At 47.9% G+C, this 17,575-nt stretch carries 18 protein-coding genes; 16 read left to right on the top strand and 2 right to left on the bottom strand.

The features are described 5' to 3' along the window. Window positions 1-10 precede the first annotated feature (10 nt). Window positions 11-2,656: a T9SS type A sorting domain-containing protein gene (locus tag EXU85_RS35035; RefSeq protein ID WP_142776527.1), complete on the bottom strand. Its 2,646-nt coding sequence runs from the start codon at window positions 2,654-2,656 to the stop codon at window positions 11-13. Between the two features lie 166 nt (window positions 2,657-2,822). After that, a complete protein-coding gene (msrB, locus tag EXU85_RS35030) occupies window positions 2,823-3,230 on the bottom strand; it encodes a peptide-methionine (R)-S-oxide reductase MsrB (protein WP_142776526.1) in 408 nt (135 codons plus the stop codon). A gap of 257 nt (window positions 3,231-3,487) precedes the next feature. On the opposite strand from msrB, the gene EXU85_RS35025 reads away from it, so the two are divergent. The 16 genes from EXU85_RS35025 to EXU85_RS34950 all read left to right on the top strand — a co-directional run bounded on the left by EXU85_RS35025 (window position 3,488) and on the right by EXU85_RS34950 (window position 17,521). Continuing rightward, entirely contained in the window at window positions 3,488-5,347 is a 1,860-nt protein-coding gene (locus EXU85_RS35025) for an ATP-dependent DNA helicase RecQ (protein WP_246859665.1), read from the top strand. Between the two features lie 155 nt (window positions 5,348-5,502). Next, window positions 5,503-5,985 (top strand): DUF2141 domain-containing protein, encoded by a 483-nt coding sequence (locus EXU85_RS35020; RefSeq protein WP_142776524.1) that lies wholly within the window; start codon window positions 5,503-5,505, stop codon window positions 5,983-5,985. Between the two features lie 408 nt (window positions 5,986-6,393). Beyond that, entirely contained in the window at window positions 6,394-7,833 is a 1,440-nt protein-coding gene (locus EXU85_RS35015; RefSeq protein WP_142776523.1) for an anthranilate synthase component I family protein, read from the top strand. Window positions 7,834-7,928: 95 nt separating this feature from the next. Continuing rightward, window positions 7,929-8,495: an aminodeoxychorismate/anthranilate synthase component II gene (locus tag EXU85_RS35010; protein ID WP_142776522.1), complete on the top strand. Its 567-nt coding sequence runs from the start codon at window positions 7,929-7,931 to the stop codon at window positions 8,493-8,495. Further along, window positions 8,492-9,223, top strand: coding sequence for an SAM-dependent methyltransferase (locus EXU85_RS35005; protein WP_142776521.1), 732 nt, complete (start codon window positions 8,492-8,494; stop codon window positions 9,221-9,223). Before EXU85_RS35010 ends, EXU85_RS35005 begins: the two co-directional genes overlap by 4 nt. Window positions 9,224-9,234: 11 nt before the next feature. Beyond that, window positions 9,235-10,221, top strand: coding sequence for an anthranilate phosphoribosyltransferase (gene trpD, locus EXU85_RS35000; RefSeq protein WP_142776520.1), 987 nt, complete (start codon window positions 9,235-9,237; stop codon window positions 10,219-10,221). Between the two features lie 107 nt (window positions 10,222-10,328). Next, window positions 10,329-11,153, top strand: a complete 825-nt coding sequence (gene trpC, locus EXU85_RS34995) for an indole-3-glycerol phosphate synthase TrpC (protein WP_142776519.1) — start codon at window positions 10,329-10,331, stop codon at window positions 11,151-11,153. Then, window positions 11,150-11,794, top strand: a complete 645-nt coding sequence (locus EXU85_RS34990; RefSeq protein ID WP_142776518.1) for a phosphoribosylanthranilate isomerase — start codon at window positions 11,150-11,152, stop codon at window positions 11,792-11,794. The genes trpC and EXU85_RS34990 overlap by 4 nt, the downstream gene beginning before the upstream one ends. Window positions 11,795-11,850: 56 nt before the next feature. Continuing rightward, the gene (locus EXU85_RS34985; RefSeq protein ID WP_142776517.1) at window positions 11,851-12,069 is read left to right on the top strand and encodes a hypothetical protein; all 219 of its coding nucleotides are present in this window, start codon (window positions 11,851-11,853) and stop codon (window positions 12,067-12,069) included. Next, complete coding sequence (locus tag EXU85_RS34980) at window positions 12,066-12,458, top strand: PIN domain-containing protein (protein ID WP_142776516.1); 393 nt, start codon at window positions 12,066-12,068, stop codon at window positions 12,456-12,458. Before EXU85_RS34985 ends, EXU85_RS34980 begins: the two co-directional genes overlap by 4 nt. Before the next feature lie 5 nt (window positions 12,459-12,463). Next, window positions 12,464-13,663: a tryptophan synthase subunit beta gene (gene trpB / locus EXU85_RS34975; protein WP_142776515.1), complete on the top strand. Its 1,200-nt coding sequence runs from the start codon at window positions 12,464-12,466 to the stop codon at window positions 13,661-13,663. A gap of 92 nt (window positions 13,664-13,755) precedes the next feature. Further along, window positions 13,756-14,562, top strand: coding sequence for a tryptophan synthase subunit alpha (trpA, locus tag EXU85_RS34970; protein ID WP_142776514.1), 807 nt, complete (start codon window positions 13,756-13,758; stop codon window positions 14,560-14,562). Window positions 14,563-14,579: 17 nt separating this feature from the next. Further along, window positions 14,580-15,206 (top strand): bifunctional phosphoribosyl-AMP cyclohydrolase/phosphoribosyl-ATP diphosphatase HisIE, encoded by a 627-nt coding sequence (gene hisIE, locus EXU85_RS34965; RefSeq protein ID WP_142776513.1) that lies wholly within the window; start codon window positions 14,580-14,582, stop codon window positions 15,204-15,206. 86 nt (window positions 15,207-15,292) lie between these two features. Further along, window positions 15,293-15,628, top strand: a complete 336-nt coding sequence (locus EXU85_RS34960) for a phage holin family protein (protein WP_142776512.1) — start codon at window positions 15,293-15,295, stop codon at window positions 15,626-15,628. A 118-nt stretch (window positions 15,629-15,746) separates the two neighbouring features. Next, window positions 15,747-17,108 (top strand): flavin monoamine oxidase family protein, encoded by a 1,362-nt coding sequence (locus EXU85_RS34955; RefSeq protein ID WP_142776511.1) that lies wholly within the window; start codon window positions 15,747-15,749, stop codon window positions 17,106-17,108. Between the two features lie 38 nt (window positions 17,109-17,146). Further along, entirely contained in the window at window positions 17,147-17,521 is a 375-nt protein-coding gene (locus EXU85_RS34950) for a RidA family protein (protein ID WP_142776510.1), read from the top strand. The last annotated feature ends 54 nt before the right edge of the window (window positions 17,522-17,575 follow it).

Genomic DNA, 17,575 nt, shown 5'->3' with positions numbered 1-17,575 from the left:
CTTATGTGAATTACTTCGCAATAATAACCTTCTTCGTCAGTATTGATTCCCCTGCTTTTACCTGCATCAGATACAAACCCGTTGGCAACTCACTTAAATCGAATTCCTGGCTCAGCAACTTCCCACCTACTGCTTTCAGCGTTACGTTTCGCAACGCTTGCCCAGTCAAGCTCCTAACCGTCACACCTACTTCAGTAATCGGCTTTATAAATTCCGCTTCTACCCGCACAACACCATTGCTAATGGGGTTGGGGTAAAGTTTAAATGAGCCTTCACGAATAGGCTCTTCGGCTAAGACTGGGGGCGGTGCCTGTACGAGTAGGTTATCAATAGCCCAACCCCATCCGTACGAGAATTGATCAGCCACCAGGCGAAAGCGGATCAGAATCTGATCCCCCGCCCGGAAGGCACTTCCCTGGCCGAGAAGCGGTATTTCACGTCGTCGGTACATGCTCGGAAAACCGCTAGCTTTTGAGTTTCGCTCGCCGTATATTCCGGTTACCAAATCACTAGTATACGCTGTTAACCACTCGGGGCGCGTATTTGCGCTATAGGCATCTAGTAATGGTTTCCAGCTTTGGCCATTGTTGCTGGAACCTTCAACCACTACGTAATCGTAAAAATTAGCATCGCCCGGATGGCTCCCCACCGTACCCGGCTCAACCAGCACGATTTCATCGAACCGAATAAACGCACTATCCGGGTTCGCTTTTATTCGAATCGGTGCCAACAATACATACTCGTTACTGCTCTGTGATTGGAAATCACTCCCATTCCGATACGGGTGTTCCGAATGGATAGCGCCATCACCGAAACTAGACGGAGTTGTGATACTAAATCCATTCCCGGCAAAATCACGTGCCGTTGTAACATCATTAAATAGATTGACGTACTGGTCACGCACAGTTTGTGTAGCCACAACTGTAAGTTGATAGAAACCAGATGATGGATTAACAGCCTGATTTTTTGCGCGGGACCCATCCTGGGCAACAATACGGTACGTGATCTTGTCTCCCGTTTTGAGCGAATTAGCGGGAAAATTAAGCTGGTTAACGTAAATACTGTCGTACGTATAATTGCCAACAGTTAGTCGATTATAGCTTAGTGGGCGTGTTGGTTGAGCTACGCCATTAATCTGATACTCGACATAGGCACTGGAAATACCAGCGCGGTCGTCGGAAATGCGGGCGTAGATTGGTAAACTGTCGGCAAGAGCCGTGGAGAAAATACTTATTTTAGCAGGCGCATATCGAATGGTTGGCGGAACATTATCTGGACCCATCTGAACATGATTCCAAACCTGTGCTCCTCCCAGTTGCTTACCCGGATTTGTAAATGTTCGCCCTGATGCATCCTGTGCCTGAAAATAATACCAGACATCGCCCTGCGCCTGGGCAGCAGGCAAGGTATACTGATACACATCCGTAGTACCAACCCGGCTTAGATTTACCGTTGTACCGACTGTATCTTTTGTAGTTGGCATCGTTTTTCGATACACCAGGCGCATTGAACCTGCAATCAAGGTAGTATCGCTTATGATGCGGGTGCTAAGCAGCAGATCTCTGGTATCTTCTGTATTCTGGATCGGATCATGCAGAACGGATGTTGTTTTCCATTCCAGATCGGAGAAAAACCGCATAATAGGCTCCCCCGGCGAATGAATCGACTCGGCCAATCCCAGCTTTGGCGTCATTAACGAGTTAATATTGCCCGGCGGATAGGTATCTTCATCTAAGTGATAAATACTGGAGGCACGAGAAAACAGAGCTTTAGCATGAAGCCTAAGTTTTACTCCTGTCGTTTGCTGTAAAACCTTTCCATTCAGAAACAGGTCATTTCCTGTTAGTTGCTGGTTTAATGCCAGCGAGTTATTTGGAAAATCGTCTTGCGAGGTGACCAGGCGTCTTTTGGGGCCACCACCTCCCCCTGTTTCAATAAAGCAATCGTAGATCGAAGGCAGATCAGCCAGATATTCGCCAAACTTCGGACTACCTTCTTCCCCTTTAGTATTAAAAAAGCCAATAAAACCCAACCCATGCGCCAACTCATGTAATACTGCCGTAACCATATCGGTTTGCCCTGTTGGCGTTAGGCCATCCGTTCCAAAGTACCATTCATTATTTCGGTTGAAATCGGCTACAATATCGGCTTCGGCAGGACTGTTCAATTCTCGTCGGGCAATTTTTTCGGCCAGCGCAATTGGATAAAAAGCGGTTGCTTTTTGTGCACCATCAAAGTTATAGCGATAGGAAGTGGGGCCGGCCGACCCCAACAAATTCGGCACATCTGAAACCCAATTGGCTTGAATTCGGATGGGCACTGAGGACACAATCAACGTAGACCAAATGTCTACAGCATATTGAAAAGCCTTCTGTGCCTGAGGGGTAAAGTTCGAATAGGTAACGATAAACTGAGCCGTTGGAGCCGCCAGACGCCCCGAAGGGCTTTTCTTATTCAGAAAAACGGCCGGAGGAGGCACCTTTGAAAATGCATCCCGATCGTCTTTATAGTACTTGATTTTAGAGCCCGTCACGGACAGGCTGAGTGGATAGCTCCTCTGTATATTCGACGTAGGTAAATCTGTTTTCTGAGCAAGCGCCGGATTTGCCAGCAACCCAACTGCAAACAGCAACACCAGCCACTTCCCACGATTCATATAAAACTAATAAGGATTCATCTGATACAAATTTCAGGTCAAAACGAGCATTAATAAGCTACACACGGTCAGGAAATTTTGATTCCACGAATCCTGTCAACCCTAACGCACTGACAGTCAGCAGAATTTAAAAGAATCCATAGAATCAAAATATACCTAATTACCCCTATTCAGCATCTGCTGTTCGTTTCAGCACGAGCGATACAGAGTTCAGGCAATACCGCATCCCAGTAGGCGGAGGGCCATCGTTGAATACATGGCCGAGGTGTGCATCGCACACATTGCACAACACTTCAACCCGAAACATTCCGTAACTAAAATCTTTTCCCCGTCGAATCCGCTCTTCCTCAATGGGTTCTGTAAAACTCGGCCAGCCGGTACCCGACTCAAACTTAGTTGTCGACTCGAATAACTCCGTACCGCAACAGACACAGGCATAGATTCCAGGATCATGAGCCTCGCAATACTCGCCAGAAAAAGCCCGTTCGGTACCTTTCCCCCGAGCTACCCGATATTGTTCCGGCGTCAGGATTTTCTGCCACTCTTCGTCGGATTTAATAACTTTCTGAATCATAGTCGTTCTGGCTGCTGATTGTGTATTTACCAATAAACGTAAAACTCCATCTCACCGATTTGTGTTTTCAAACCGTAAATTCGCCCAAAGTAAGTGGTTTACCGTATTCGGTTCACGGTATTCGGGGGGCTGACGCATGCACGAACGCGTGAACTCTCGAAAAACCCTAAACCGAATACCGTAAATCGTAAACCATAATTACATTGACCGTCCGGCAACTATTACAGCAGTTTTGGGGATACACCAACTTCCGGCCTATGCAGGAAGATGTTGTCAATGCGGTACTAGCGCGGCAGGATACCCTCGTACTGATGCCTACGGGCGGAGGCAAGTCCGTTTGCTTTCAGGTCCCCACCCTGGCCATGAAAGGAGTGTGCATTGTGGTAACGCCCCTCATTGCGCTGATGAAAGACCAGGTCGAGCAACTTCGTAAACGAGGTATTCCAGCAGCGGCCATTTATTCGGGAATGAACTCCCGTGAGATTGATACCACGCTCGATAACTGTATTTACGGCAACACCAAATTCCTGTACGTTTCACCGGAGCGACTACGGACTGAAATCGTTATTGAGCGTGTCAAACAGATGACGGTTTGCCTGCTGGCGATTGATGAAGCCCACTGCATTTCGTCCTGGGGATACGATTTCCGACCGCCTTATCTGCAAATTGCTGAATTCAGGGAGCTCATTCCCGATACACCGATTATTGCGCTTACGGCTTCGGCAACACCCGATGTTCAGGCCGATATTCTGGACAAATTAAAGCTAAAAGAGCCTGCCGTTTTCCGGCAAACCTTTGCCCGCCCCAACCTGTCGTATTCTGCTGTGCTGGAAGAAAACAAAGAAGCACGACTCTTAAAGATTTTGCAGAATGTACCGGGTTGCGCCGTTGTTTATGTTCGTAGCCGTAGGCAAACGCAAAAAGTGGCGCAGTGGCTCCTAAAGCAGGGAATTTCGGCAGATTTTTACCACGCCGGATTAACCACTCAGCAACGGTCCGAAAAACAGGATGCCTGGATTCAGGATCAGACCCGCGTCATGGTATCCACCAATGCATTTGGTATGGGCATCGACAAACCCGATGTACGTGTAGTGGTCCATCTAGACGTTCCCGATTCACTCGAAGCGTATTATCAGGAAGCGGGCAGGGCAGGCCGCGATGGTTTGAAGGCCTATGCGGTGATGCTTTACACACCCGGCGATCTGGAAAGTCTGCGTTTCCGAACCGAGCAGCTTTATCAACCCATTGAGATGCTACGCCGGGTGTATCAGGCGCTGGCCAATTATACGGCTGTACCCGTTGGCGGGGGTGAGTTTAGCAGTTACGACTTCGATCTAGGCGCGTTTGCAGCTACATTTAGCCTGCCTCCACAGGAAACTCATTACGCGCTTAAACAGCTTCAACTAGAGGGATTTATCCAGTTAAACGAAAACTATTTCCATCCCTCACGGCTAACTATTACACTGGATAACAGGCAATTGTATGAATTTCAGGTACTGAACCCGCGTTTCGACTCGTTTCTAAAATTACTATTACGGGTATATGGTGGTGAGTTGTTTACGGATTTTATCACTATCTCCGAATCCAATCTGGCGCGAACCTTTTTGATTAACCAAAGCGAAATTGAGCAACTATTAACCCAGTTGCATCAGCGTAATGTGGTCATTTACGAAAAGCAGAAAGACAAGCCGCAACTCACGTTTCTGACTCCCCGCTTCGACGCCCCCTCACTGCCCGTAAACATGCAGGAGCTAAACCGGAGAAAGGAGTTGGCCATGCGAAAAGTACAGGCAGCTATCCTGTATACCGAACATGTCACCCAGTGCCGAACCCGGCTACTCCAAGCGTATTTCGGTGAAAAACCGGGGGATGCCTGTGGCATTTGCGACAACTGTATCAAAAAGAAGAAATCGGCGGAAACGGTCACAACCGTTGTTCGGGATCAGGTGCGGGAGTATGTCGCACTCGCCAATGGGCCAGGCGTATCGCCTAAACAACTAGCTCATCATTTCGCCCAAACGGATGCTGATTCACTTGCCCAAATTGTAAAACAGATGCTGGCCGAAGAAGAAATCCGGTATAACAAAAACGGCAATCTGACATTAAATTTGGGCTAATCAGGCATCCCAAACGTCCCTATAACCTTACGAAAAGCCTCCAGGATTGCAATTTGTCCCATAACCGTGCTGTTCATCCCTTTCAGTTGGAGGTGTCGATTGATGGTCTCTATGTTTGTACTGTCGAACCAAACGAACATAAACCAGCACAACTCATGAAAACGATCATCACCACGGTCATCATCTTTGCCTTACTGATTGTTAACCTTGCCAAGCCTTGTTTAGGCCAACAGTCAACGACTGCTACCTCAACGTCCGTTGGGGCAACATCCGTTGGGGCAACCTATTCGCTTACGGTTGTCATACACAATGTGAATACCCGATCCGGTAAACTGTATGTGGGCTTGGGCAATAGTAAGGAAAGTTTTACGGGCCAATCTATCCAGCAGAAAACAATTGATGTGCCAGCTTCAGGCGAAATTACGGCCGTTTTTGAAGGCCTGACGCCCGGCAAATATGCGGTTCGGCTTTTTCAGGACCTGAATGGGAACCAGAAGATGGATTTTTCGGGGCAGATGCCCGCTGAGCCGTTCGGCTTCTCGAATGTTGCCATGATGATGGGCCCACCCGATTTCGATCAGTCTTCCTTTGACCTGACGGAAAATAAAAGCATTCGGGTACGTGTGATTGAGATGTGATTTGATGCACACATCAGGGAGGTAATGAATACTATTCCTTGGCGTTCGTTGCACCTACTCTTTGCGTCCTTGCGTTAAAAAAATTGATAAAGCCTTGATTGGTAAAAAACAAACGCTTTATATTTGTGGCCTAATACGGGGTGTGACGCAGAAATAGCGTTCAATCTGATACAACGAGTTTAACACTCATGAATAATACGATTAACAACATGATTTGGTGGTGGCATTCTTCTCAACAGGGATGAAGGTTGCCGCTATTGTTGTTTTTCAACAAATTTCCTAAGGCTCACCGTCATCCCGGTGAGCCTTATTTTTTGTCATTTCTAGTCATTAGTTGATCATTCGTGGTCACTAATTACAAGCGCAATGACAACCAATGACGATAAATGACCACTTAATGACTATCAAATGACTACTACCCTTTCGCCAACCACATTCTACCGCGTTGTTAGCCGCCACAAACGAATGCTGGCCGATATTATCACGCCCGTAAGCATTTACCTGCGTATCCGCGATCGCTTTCTGAACAGTATTCTGCTCGAAAGCTCTGATTATCACGGCAACGATAATAGTTTCTCGTACATCGCCTTCGATCCTGTTTCACGGTTTTCGTACGAAGGGAATCAGCTTACGGTTCAGTTACCGGGCGAAACCGAACAAACTCAAACGTTGCCTGTCCACAAAATGCGGGCTGCCCTGCAAGAATTCAAGGATAGTTTCAAACACGAGAAGGCACCGTTTCCTTTCATTACCAACGGCTTGTTTGGCTATTTTGGCTATCCGGCGGTGCAGAGCTTCGAGGATATTACCCTTCATGCGCCTGTACCAACCGAAAATCAGATTCCGGCAGCGGTCTTCACGGTATATCGCTACGTACTCGCCATCAACCATTTCAAAGATGAGCTGTATTTGTTTGAACACAACTATCTCCGCGACGGCGACACCGAGCCTGAAAGCACACTTGACTACATCAGTGATCTGATTACCAGTCGCAATTACCCTACTTACTCATTCAGCACAGCCGGACCCGAACAGTCGAACTTCACCGACGATGAGTTTCGAGCAGTTATTCAAAAAGGGAAAGATCACTGCCAGCGGGGTGATGTATTCCAGATTGTATTATCCCGCCGGTTTTCGACACCCTTCACGGGCGACGAATTCAATGTATACCGGGCGTTACGGTCGCTGAACCCCTCCCCTTATTTATTTTACTTCGATTACGGCAATTACAAAATTTTCGGCTCTTCGCCCGAATCACAGATTGTCGTCAAGAACCGTCAGGCCACAATCTATCCGATTGCCGGAACCTTCCGGCGCACCGGCGACGATCTACACGATGCCGAACTCGCCCAAAAACTTTACGACGACCCCAAAGAATCGGCAGAACACGTGATGCTGGTCGATCTGGCCCGCAACGACCTAAGCCGCAACTGCGATGTGGTAAAAGTTGAGACGTTCAAAGAAGTGCAGTACTATTCGCACGTGATTCACCTTGTTTCTAAAGTGGTAGGTGACTTAACCGAACATGCCGATCCTTTACAAATCGTAGCCGAAACGTTCCCCGCTGGCACGCTCTCGGGCGCGCCCAAGCACAATGCAATGCAGTTGATTGATCGCTACGAAAACCTAAGCCGTAGTTTTTACTCGGGTAGCATTGGCTATATGGGTTTCGATGGCGAGTTCAACCACGCCATCATGATCCGCACTTTCATGAGTAAAGACAACACGCTTTATTATCAGGCCGGAGCTGGCATTGTGGCTAAGTCGGTCGTTGAAAGCGAATTACAGGAAGTACACAACAAACTGGCCGCCTTACGGACAGCTCTAGAACAAGCAAAAACAATTTAAAAGGAGAAACGGGACGAGAGGGATGAAGGATTGTTACATACAGATACTTTTAATTCCTTCTCCCTTTCCTCCTTCCTCCCACTCCTCCCTTTTTTATGAAACTTTTAGTCTTAGATAACTACGATTCATTCACCTACAATCTCGTCTATATTCTACGAGAGTTAGGGCTGAAACCCGATGTGATCCGGAATAACAAGATTGCTCTGGAAGCCGTTGGGCAGTACGATAAAATTATGCTCTCACCCGGCCCGGGCATTCCGTCCGAAGCGGGTATTATGCAGGATTTGGTTCGAGAGTATGGCCCAACCAAAAGCATTCTGGGCATTTGCCTTGGCCATCAGGGCATTGGCGAAGTATACGGTGCCACGCTCGAAAACCTTGGCGATGTCCTGCATGGCGTGGCCCATAAAGCCACCGTAACAGACCACTCCGAACGACTATTCGCTGATATTCCCGACGAGCTAACAGTTGGGCGCTATCACTCCTGGACAGTCGTGCCCGATTCGATGCCCGCTGATTTACGGATTACAGCCGTCGATGAGCAGGGGCGCGTCATGGGCCTGTCGCATACGCGCTTCGATGTGAAAGGGCTGCAATTCCACCCAGAATCGGTCCTGACAGAAAACGGTGTCAAGATGATTGAGAACTGGTTGAAGGCATGAAACTGAATAAAGTTGTTCCCTGGGGTCGAACGTTGGCCGAGTATCGACAGATGTTTCGCTTAACAGATGACGACCTGACCAAACAAATATTGGGCGTCGGTGATGGCCCTGCCAGTTTCAACGTCGAAATGAAAGCAGTTGGCAATTCGGTAGTATCTATCGATCCGATTTACACTTTTTCGGCTCATGAATTAACCGAACGTATTCGGGAGACGTACGACATTGTCATCGGCCAACTGCACAAAAACGCAGATCAGTATAACTGGACAACATTTCGTGATCCCGATGAAGTAGGCAACGAACGCATGAAGGCAATGAATCAATTTCTGGATGATTACGAGGCTGGCCGACAACAGGGCCGCTATCAGGCCACCGCATTACCCAAATTGCCATTTCCAGATCAGTCATTTGATTTGGCGCTGTGTTCGCATTTTCTATTTCTGTATTCGGAACAACTGTCGGCAGCGTTTCATCTTGAGTCGATACACGAGCTACTCCGTGTAGCCAGCGAGGTTCGTATTTTCCCGATAATCGCTTTGAATGGCCAACCATCACCTTATCTAAACAGGGTTTTAGCAGCCTGTCAAGAAAAAGGGATTCAGGTAGAAGTAGCTCCTATTGATTATCATTTTCAAAAAGGCGCGCATCAAATGCTACGCCTAGCTAAAACCATTCGGATAAAGAACCATCCGGATAAGGAAACGCAAGGTATTGCGTCTCTACAATAAAATAAACCCTAATGAAAGCTATTTTAAACCACCTTTTTGAATACAAGCACCTCACCAAAGACCAGGCACGGGAAGTTCTGTTGGGTATTGGGCGGGGTGAATATAATCCGGCACAGATTGCGTCATTTCTAACGGTTTATATGATGCGCAGTCTGCGTCTGGAAGAACTCGAAGGTTTCCGCGACGCCATGCTGGAACTCTGCCTGCCCGTCGACCTTGCCGCTTATGACCCTATGGATTTGTGTGGTACTGGAGGTGACGGCAAAGACACGTTTAATATATCAACGTTATCATCATTCGTCGTTGCGGGGGCGGGACAGTGTGTAGCCAAGCATGGTAACCACGGCGTTTCGTCGCTGGTTGGGTCATCAACCGTGATGGAACGGCTAGGGTATCAGTTTACCAACGATGTAGGCGAGTTGCAGCGCAAGATGGAGACAGCCGGGATTTGCTTCCTGCATGCCCCGCTGTTTCACCCGGCAATGAAGAATGTAGCCCCAATCCGAAAGGATTTAGGTGTAAAGACATTTTTTAATGTACTCGGTCCGATGATTAATCCAGCCAAGCCGAGAAAACAGCTTGTTGGCGTCTTTAACCTTGAATTGGCGCGATTATATGCGTACCTTTATCAGCAAACAGACAAGCGGTTTATGATTCTGCATGCGCTGGATGGCTATGATGAGATTTCACTAACGGGACCATTCAAAGTCATTAGTAATCAGACCGAACAGGTGTTGGAGCCAGCGCAGTTAGGCCTTGATATCCAAACGGCTAAATCGCTGGCAGGGGGGCAAACGTTGGATGAATCAGCTCAGATTTTCATGAACGTACTCAACGACGAAGCGACCTCAGCCCAAAAGCAGGCCGTTCTGGCCAACTCAGCGATGGCGCTACTGGCGGCCGATAAGGCGGCTACCCGCGAAGAAGCTGTAGCCTTGGCCCGAGAGTCCTTGGAAAGTAAGCGGGCACTGGTATGTTTTAAGAAGTTGATAAATTAGAGAGAGAGTCATTCATAGTCATTACTTGTCATTTAGTGGTCATCCATTGTTCTGAGACGATAGGTGACAATAAATGATCACTAAATGACAAAAATGACGTATAAAAAATGACGATTCTAGACGAAATAATTGCACAAAAACGAATTGAGGTAGCCCAGCGAAAAGAAGCTACTTCGATCTCCGATCTGGAACAACTACCTGACTTCAAACGTCAATGCCTCTCAGCGCGCGACGCGATTCAGGACTTACGCTCCACAGGTATCATTGCTGAGTTCAAACGTAAATCGCCCTCTAAAGGTATCATCAACGGTAAAGCAGATGTAACCGAAACCACACAGGGCTATGTTCGGGCAGGAGCGGCCGTTCTCTCGGTACTTACCGACGAGCCTTTCTTTGGCGGAACCCCTGCCGATTTAATGGCCGCTCGGCTGGCTAACCCCGGAACCCCAATTTTGCGTAAAGACTTCGTGATCGACCGCTATCAACTACTCGAAGCCAAGGCCTGGGGTGCTGATCTGGTCCTGCTCATTGCCGCCTGTTTAACCGCTGAAGAAGTCGCGGAGCTTAGCCTTCAGGCCCACGATTTGAGTATGCAGGTGCTGCTAGAAGTTCATGATGAGGAAGAGTTGGATCGATGCCTGAACCATGATATTGATTTGGTGGGCGTTAACAACCGGAATCTTAAAACGTTTACAACGTCAGTGGATACCTCCCTTCGGTTAGTTGAACGGATTCCGGATACATTTGCCAAGATTACCGAAAGTGGCCTACACGATGCCGAAACGATGCTGACCCTGTTCCGGGCGGGTTTCGATGGCTTCCTGATTGGCGAAGCGTTCATGAAAACGGCCGATCCGGCCGCGGCCTTACAAACGCTAGTCACCGATTTTACGTCACGCATGCCCACCTTTATCAACTCATACAACTCATGAAAATCAAAGTGTGCGGTCTACGCGACGCCGACAACCTGAAGGAAATTGCTGCTTTGAATCCCGATTTTATTGGGTTTATTTTCTACGATCAATCCCCTCGTTTTGTGGGTGAAGACTTAGACGAAGCAGTTGTAAAAGCCATACCCCGGTCAATACGAAAAGTAGGCGTATTTGTAAACGCCAGTCCGGATTATATTCTGCGGTCGGTAAAGAAATACGACTTTCAGTATATCCAGTTACACGGTAACGAAACGCCCGAATACTGCCGGAGTCTGCGCAATCGTGGTATTAATATTATCAAAGCCTTTCGAGTCGATGAGTCGTTCAATTTTTCGATGCTCAACAATTACAAAGCTCAGTGCGACTTCTTTTTATTCGATGCAAAAGGCGATCAGTTCGGCGGCAACGGACACACCTTCGATTGGAGCATTCTGAGCCGATATGATAATGAAAAGCCGTTTTTCATCAGTGGTGGCATCGGCCTGAACAACCTCGATCTGTTGGCAACCCTAAAAGGGATGAAACTTTACGGCGTCGATGTGAATAGTCAGGTCGAACTAGCACCGGGCGTAAAAGATGTGGCCAAAGTGAAAGAGTTGATCGACCGCGTGCGGCCAGTTGAAGAGGAAGAGGCAGTGTAATGCTGGAGTAAATTTTTCCAACGCTAATCTTGTTAAACGCCTAAACAACAACGCTAATGGAAACGACGAAGCATATTGAGGATGAGATTCCCCCAATGAAGAAGGGGCAACTAAATACCTATAAACCAAGTGACATTAAGCGTTGGGGCGTTGAACGTTTCTTAGAAGAAACGGCCGTTCATGAACCTTTCCTACTGAAATTTCCTGAATTTACAGAAGATGAAAACCGGCGGATGGACGAATTATTGACAGAAGGAGATAGAGGTGCCGTATGATTTATGATACGAATCTCCTAATTGGTCATATTCGCAAACGTAGTCTGCCAATTATTCAAACGGTTATCCCGATCGTAGTTGTAGGTGAATTAGAAGCATTTTCCTTAAAAGCAGACTGGGGTGCTCAGAAGATTGATTTTATGCGGTATCTAATTGATAGATATCCCATTGCTGATATTGAATCTGATGTTATTCCTGTATATGCACAAATTGATGCCTTCAGTCAAGGAAAGCTCCAAACGGCACCTCTTAACTCTTCAGCCCGCAACATGGGCAAAAATGACATCTGGATAGCGGCTACAGCGCTGTATTTAGATGTGGAATTACATACTACAGACAACGATTTCGATCATCTCCCAGCTTTAGGATTACGCTTGGTTAAGCACTAATTAGCATGCAAACAACCCTAGAACCCCAAACCTCATTTGAGGTATCAGATAAAGGCTTTTATGGCCACTTCGGTGGAGCGTTCATTCCCGAAATGCTCTACCCAAATGTCGAAGAATTACGACAGAACTACCTCAACATTATAGCCGATCCTGCGTTTCAGGCTGAATTCTGGCAGTTGCTCGAAGACTACGTCGGCAGGCCTACTCCTCTGTTTCTAGCAAAACGACTGTCGGAGAAAGTTGGTGGAACAATTTACCTCAAGCGGGAAGACCTTTGCCATACCGGAGCGCATAAAGTAAATAATACAATTGGCCAGATTTTAGTCGCACAGCGACTTGGCAAAAAACGGATTGTGGCCGAAACAGGCGCCGGGCAGCATGGCGTGGCCACCGCTACGGTCTGTGCTCTCATGGGACTGGAATGTATTGTGTACATGGGCAGCATTGATATGGAACGCCAAAAGCCCAACGTAGACCGGATGCGAATGCTTGGCGCAACGGTCGTTCCGGCCACGTCGGGCAGCCAGACGCTTAAAGATGCCACCAATGAAGCTATGCGGCACTGGATTAATAACCCAGTCGATACGCACTACATTATTGGCTCGGTGGTTGGACCGCACCCCTACCCGGATATGGTAGCCCGGTTTCAGTCGGTCATTTCGCAGGAAGTTAAGAAGCAGCTTTTTGCGAAAACCGGTAATGCAAACCCCGACTATGTTGTAGCCTGCGTTGGTGGTGGTAGCAATGCCGCAGGTGCTTTCTATCATTACCTCAATGAACCATCAGTTCGTTTAGTAGCTGCGGAAGCCGCCGGGCAAGGCGTTTCCTCGGGACATTCGGCCGCTACGACTGCGCTTGGGAAACCAGGAGTTTTACACGGAAGCCGGACCATTCTGATGCAAACTGAAGATGGCCAGGTTATTGAGCCCTATTCCATTTCGGCGGGTCTGGATTATCCGGGCATTGGCCCTTTGCACGCTCATTTGTTCGAATCGGGCCGGGGTGATTTCTACGCCATTACGGATGATGAAGCACTTCAGGCAGGTTTTCAATTGAGTAAGCTCGAAGGTATTATTCCAGCGCTGGAATCGGCCCACGCCCTGGCAGCACTGGAGAAAATGAACCTTAAGCCAAGTGATGTCGTCGTGGTGTGCCTATCGGGCCGTGGCGATAAAGATTTAAGTACGTATTCCAAATACCTTTAGCCATTAGATTGTCATTCGTGGTCATGAGTTGTCATTCAGTGTAACAATAAATGACAACTCATGACCACGAATGACTACTAGATGACCACCAAATGACTCAGGAACTAACTCAAAACCGCATCACGAACCTGTTCGACCGCAAAAGCGAACGGTTGCTGAATGTATATTTTACCGCAGGTTTTCCCAATCTTGATGACACGGTGTCTATTCTACGCGGCTTACAAGCAGCCGGTGTAGATATCGTTGAAATCGGGATGCCTTACTCAGACCCCGTTGCCGATGGTGAAACCATTCAGCAGAGCAATGACAAGGCCCTGGATAACGGCATGTCGCTGAAAACGCTGTTTACTCAATTGGCTGATTGCCGACAAGGAACGGATGGCGAACCGGTTACGGTGCCGATTTTGCTGATGGGCTACATCAACCCAGTCTTACAATTTGGAATAGAGAATTTTTGCCAGAAGTGCCAGGAAGTGGGTGTCGACGGTGTTATTCTACCCGATTTACCGCTTGATTTGTTCCTGGAAGAATACGCTCCAATCTTTAAGGAGTACGGCATTCTAAATGTCAATCTTATCACGCCCCAGACGTCGGAAGCGCGTATTCGGCTTATCGACGAAGAATCTAATGGATTTATTTACATGGTTTCGTCATCAAGCATTACAGGCTCGGTGAAAGGCGTTAGCGACACGATGCAAGCCTATTTTGAGCGGATCGAAGCCATGAAGCTCCGCAATCCCCGCCTGATTGGCTTTGGCATCAATAACCATGATACCTTCGACAAAGCCAGCCTGCATGCCAATGGTGCTATCGTTGGCAGTGCATTCATTCGCCATTTATCCGAAAAAGGAACATCGGCCGAGAGCATCCGGGCGTTTGTGCAGACGATTCGGGCGTAACGGCTTACCTTTGTGTCATGAATTCTGAGATTAATTTTGATAAATCGCCCGATGGGCTTATTCCGGCGGTGATTCAGGATGCCGAAACAGGTAAAGTCCTGATGCTGGGCTATATGAATCGTGAGGCTTACGATAAAACTGTTGCCGAAAATGTCGTAACCTTTTTTAGCCGTAGCAAACAGCGGCTCTGGACCAAGGGAGAAACGTCGAACAATTTCCTGCACGTTCAGGAGATTTTAGTAGACTGTGATGGCGATACGCTATTGATTAAAGCCAATCCTGCCGGGCCAACCTGCCACACGGGCGCCGATACCTGTTTTGATGAAGTAAACCATCCAGCCGGGGGCAATCCAGCCGGGGGCCAGTTCCTGAATTACTTACAAGGCATTATCCACGATCGGAAAGTTAATCCATCCGAAAAATCATACACAACTACCCTGTTTAATCGGGGGGTTAATAAAATTGCCCAAAAGGTTGGCGAGGAAGCTGTCGAACTCGTGATTGAGGCTAAAGACGACAACGACGACCTGTTTAAAGGGGAAGCAGCTGACCTACTATTCCATTTTCTGGTGCTGCTGGAGCAGAAAAACATTGATTTAAACGATATTGTGGCCGTGTTGCAGGCACGCCACGTCAAACAATAGATTCGGCTTTGCGGTTTGTCTGTTCAACGCGGGTGGGCATCACAATGGTGTCTATGCATAGTTTTTCACCAAACACTCACTTTTCCATGGGACTGATTATTCGTATCCTTATCAGCGCAGTAGCCGTTTACATTGCCAGTCAGTTTATTCCGGGTATTTCTGTATCGGGTGGAGCCGGTACCTATCTGATGGTTGCCATTGTGCTAGGCTTCCTGAACGCTTTTATTAAGCCAATTTTAACGGTTTTGACCATTCCAATTACGATACTTACGCTCGGCATTTTTCTGCTGGTGCTAAACGTACTGATGGTTTATCTCACGGCTTATTTAGTACCGCACTTTCACGTTTCGGGTTTCATTGCCGCTTTGCTATTCAGCTTCTTAGTCTCCATAGTGACGGCGCTGATCGACGCGATTGTGTAACCAATAGTTTTGTTCTTAAAAATGCCAAATGCCGCAATCTGAAGTTGCGGCATTTGGCATTTTTAAGGGTCATCATTTTTCCGTAGGTTTCGGCCTAAACCGTTCGACCTGTACTTGTATGTCCGAAGCGACTCCCCCCTACGATGTCATTGTTATTGGTGCGGGCTATGCGGGCCTGACAGCAACCCACGAACTCCGGAAAGCTGAAAAGAATGTCCTACTTCTGGAAGCCCGTGAGCGTGTGGGTGGGCGCGTCTGGACGAAACGGTTTGACGATGGTTCTTACGTTGATCTGGGTGGTACCTGGGTCGGGCCAACGCAGGATCGCCTGTATGCACTGGCTCGGGAATTTAGCGTTGAGACATTCAGGACCTTTGATGAGGGGAAAAGTACGCAGTTTTTTCGCGGACAGGTAAAGCGCTATAAAGGCTTGATCCCTCCCCTGCCTATCGGCGCGCTGCTAAGCCTTGATGCCGCCATCAAGAAAATGAACAAGCTATCGAAAACAGTTAACCTCGCCGAGCCCTGGAAAACTCCCAATGCGGCCCTGTTCGATTCAATGACCCTGGCAACCTGGATGAATCAGCAGATGCGGTTCGATGTAGCACGCCAGTTTTTCAAGATTGCAGCAGAAGCCATCTGGGCAGCTGATCCAGCTGAAATTTCGATGTTGCATGCCTTGTTCTACACAAAATCGGGCCGGGATTTAGATACCCTGATGAACATAAAAAATGGGGCGCAGGAAGAGCGTTTCGTTGGTGGTGCGCAAACCACTGCCGATCGTATGGCGGCTACGTTTTGGGATCGAATTGTTTTTAACGCACCAGTAAAAGCCATTGTACAGGAAGGCGAGCTGGTTACTGTCATAGCCGGAACAAAAACCTATCAGGCCAAACGGGTTATAGTAACCGTTCCACCCACGCTTCAAAATCGAATCAACTTTCAGCCACTCCTCCCCACCCAACGAGCACAACTCATTCAGCGGATGCCGATGGGTTCCGTCTGGAAATGCTATGCCATTTACGAAAAACCATTCTGGCGCGAACAGGGTCTGAACGGTCTTGCCGCTACGCCCGATGGTCACATTACCGTTACCTTCGATAATTCCCCTAAAGATGGTAGCCAGGGCGTGATGATGGGGTTTGTGCTTGGCAATCAGGCAAAAGAGTTTTCGGGACTTTCTGATGAAGATCGTAAACTATCGGCACTTCACTCTTTCGCCACATTCTTTGGTCAGGAAGCACTCAAACCTGTCCGTTACCTCGATCACAGTTTTATGGATGAGGAATGGTCGCGTGGCTGTTATGCAGGGCTAATGGGACCGGGCGTTTGGACAACCCTTGGTACTACCTTACGTCAACCTGTTGGTCAGATTCACTGGGCAGGAACCGAGACATCAGACATTTGGAATGGCTATATTGATGGGGCTGTGCGCTCAGGAGAGCGGGCGGTGAAGGAATGTATGATGTATGATGCATAATATAGGCGATCCGTCGCGTGAAACTACCAATACAACCTATGACCTTTATTCAAACACCAGATGCGCCTGCGCCGGGCGGTCATTATTCACAGGCTGTAGTCCATAATGGGTTAGTTTATCTATCAGGTATTTTACCTATTACAGCATCTGGGCAGAAACTAGCCGATGCCAGTGTGGCCGAGCAAACCGAGCAAATACTAGCCAATCTCGATGCCATTTTAAAAGCATCGGGTAGTCAACGAACAAACGTTCTGAAAGTAACGGTTTACGTATCGGACATTAGCGCCTGGGGAACGGTCAATCAACTGTATACTCAATTTTTTGGTGATCACCGTCCAGCCCGCTCTGTAGTACCGGTTGGGCCGTTGCACTATGGGTTATCTATTGAATTAGAGGCAATAGCAACGATCTAACTCCTTGTTGTCTAACAGATTAAAATTCCATTAACCTAATCGCAACTAGCTGAT

This window comes from Spirosoma sp. KCTC 42546 (assembly GCF_006965485.1).
Taxonomy (GTDB): Bacteria; Bacteroidota; Bacteroidia; order Cytophagales; family Spirosomataceae; genus Spirosoma.
The sequence above is the reverse complement of the archived record's forward strand: the minus strand, read 5'-3'. Positions and strand labels throughout refer to the sequence as shown.

What these genes read in the sequence shown, in the direction of transcription:
- EXU85_RS35020 (WP_142776524.1), top strand. Translation starts at nt 5,503, where the DNA reads ATGAAAACGATCATCACCACGGTCATCATCTTTGCCTTACTGATTGTT.
- EXU85_RS34990 (WP_142776518.1), top strand. Translation starts at nt 11,150, where the DNA reads ATGAAAATCAAAGTGTGCGGTCTACGCGACGCCGACAACCTGAAGGAA.
- EXU85_RS34955 (WP_142776511.1), top strand. Translation starts at nt 15,747, where the DNA reads ATGTCCGAAGCGACTCCCCCCTACGATGTCATTGTTATTGGTGCGGGC.
- hisIE (WP_142776513.1), top strand. Translation starts at nt 14,580, where the DNA reads ATGAATTCTGAGATTAATTTTGATAAATCGCCCGATGGGCTTATTCCG.
- EXU85_RS34980 (WP_142776516.1), top strand. Translation starts at nt 12,066, where the DNA reads ATGATTTATGATACGAATCTCCTAATTGGTCATATTCGCAAACGTAGT.
- trpC (WP_142776519.1), top strand. Translation starts at nt 10,329, where the DNA reads ATGACGATTCTAGACGAAATAATTGCACAAAAACGAATTGAGGTAGCC.
- trpD (WP_142776520.1), top strand. Translation starts at nt 9,235, where the DNA reads ATGAAAGCTATTTTAAACCACCTTTTTGAATACAAGCACCTCACCAAA.
- EXU85_RS35005 (WP_142776521.1), top strand. Translation starts at nt 8,492, where the DNA reads ATGAAACTGAATAAAGTTGTTCCCTGGGGTCGAACGTTGGCCGAGTAT.
- trpA (WP_142776514.1), top strand. Translation starts at nt 13,756, where the DNA reads ATGACTCAGGAACTAACTCAAAACCGCATCACGAACCTGTTCGACCGC.
- msrB (WP_142776526.1), bottom strand. Translation starts at nt 3,230, where the DNA reads ATGATTCAGAAAGTTATTAAATCCGACGAAGAGTGGCAGAAAATCCTG.
- EXU85_RS34950 (WP_142776510.1), top strand. Translation starts at nt 17,147, where the DNA reads ATGACCTTTATTCAAACACCAGATGCGCCTGCGCCGGGCGGTCATTAT.
- EXU85_RS35015 (WP_142776523.1), top strand. Translation starts at nt 6,394, where the DNA reads ATGACTACTACCCTTTCGCCAACCACATTCTACCGCGTTGTTAGCCGC.
- EXU85_RS35025 (WP_246859665.1), top strand. Translation starts at nt 3,488, where the DNA reads ATGCAGGAAGATGTTGTCAATGCGGTACTAGCGCGGCAGGATACCCTC.
- EXU85_RS35035 (WP_142776527.1), bottom strand. Translation starts at nt 2,656, where the DNA reads ATGAATCGTGGGAAGTGGCTGGTGTTGCTGTTTGCAGTTGGGTTGCTG.
- EXU85_RS35010 (WP_142776522.1), top strand. Translation starts at nt 7,929, where the DNA reads ATGAAACTTTTAGTCTTAGATAACTACGATTCATTCACCTACAATCTC.
- EXU85_RS34985 (WP_142776517.1), top strand. Translation starts at nt 11,851, where the DNA reads ATGGAAACGACGAAGCATATTGAGGATGAGATTCCCCCAATGAAGAAG.
- EXU85_RS34960 (WP_142776512.1), top strand. Translation starts at nt 15,293, where the DNA reads ATGGGACTGATTATTCGTATCCTTATCAGCGCAGTAGCCGTTTACATT.
- trpB (WP_142776515.1), top strand. Translation starts at nt 12,464, where the DNA reads ATGCAAACAACCCTAGAACCCCAAACCTCATTTGAGGTATCAGATAAA.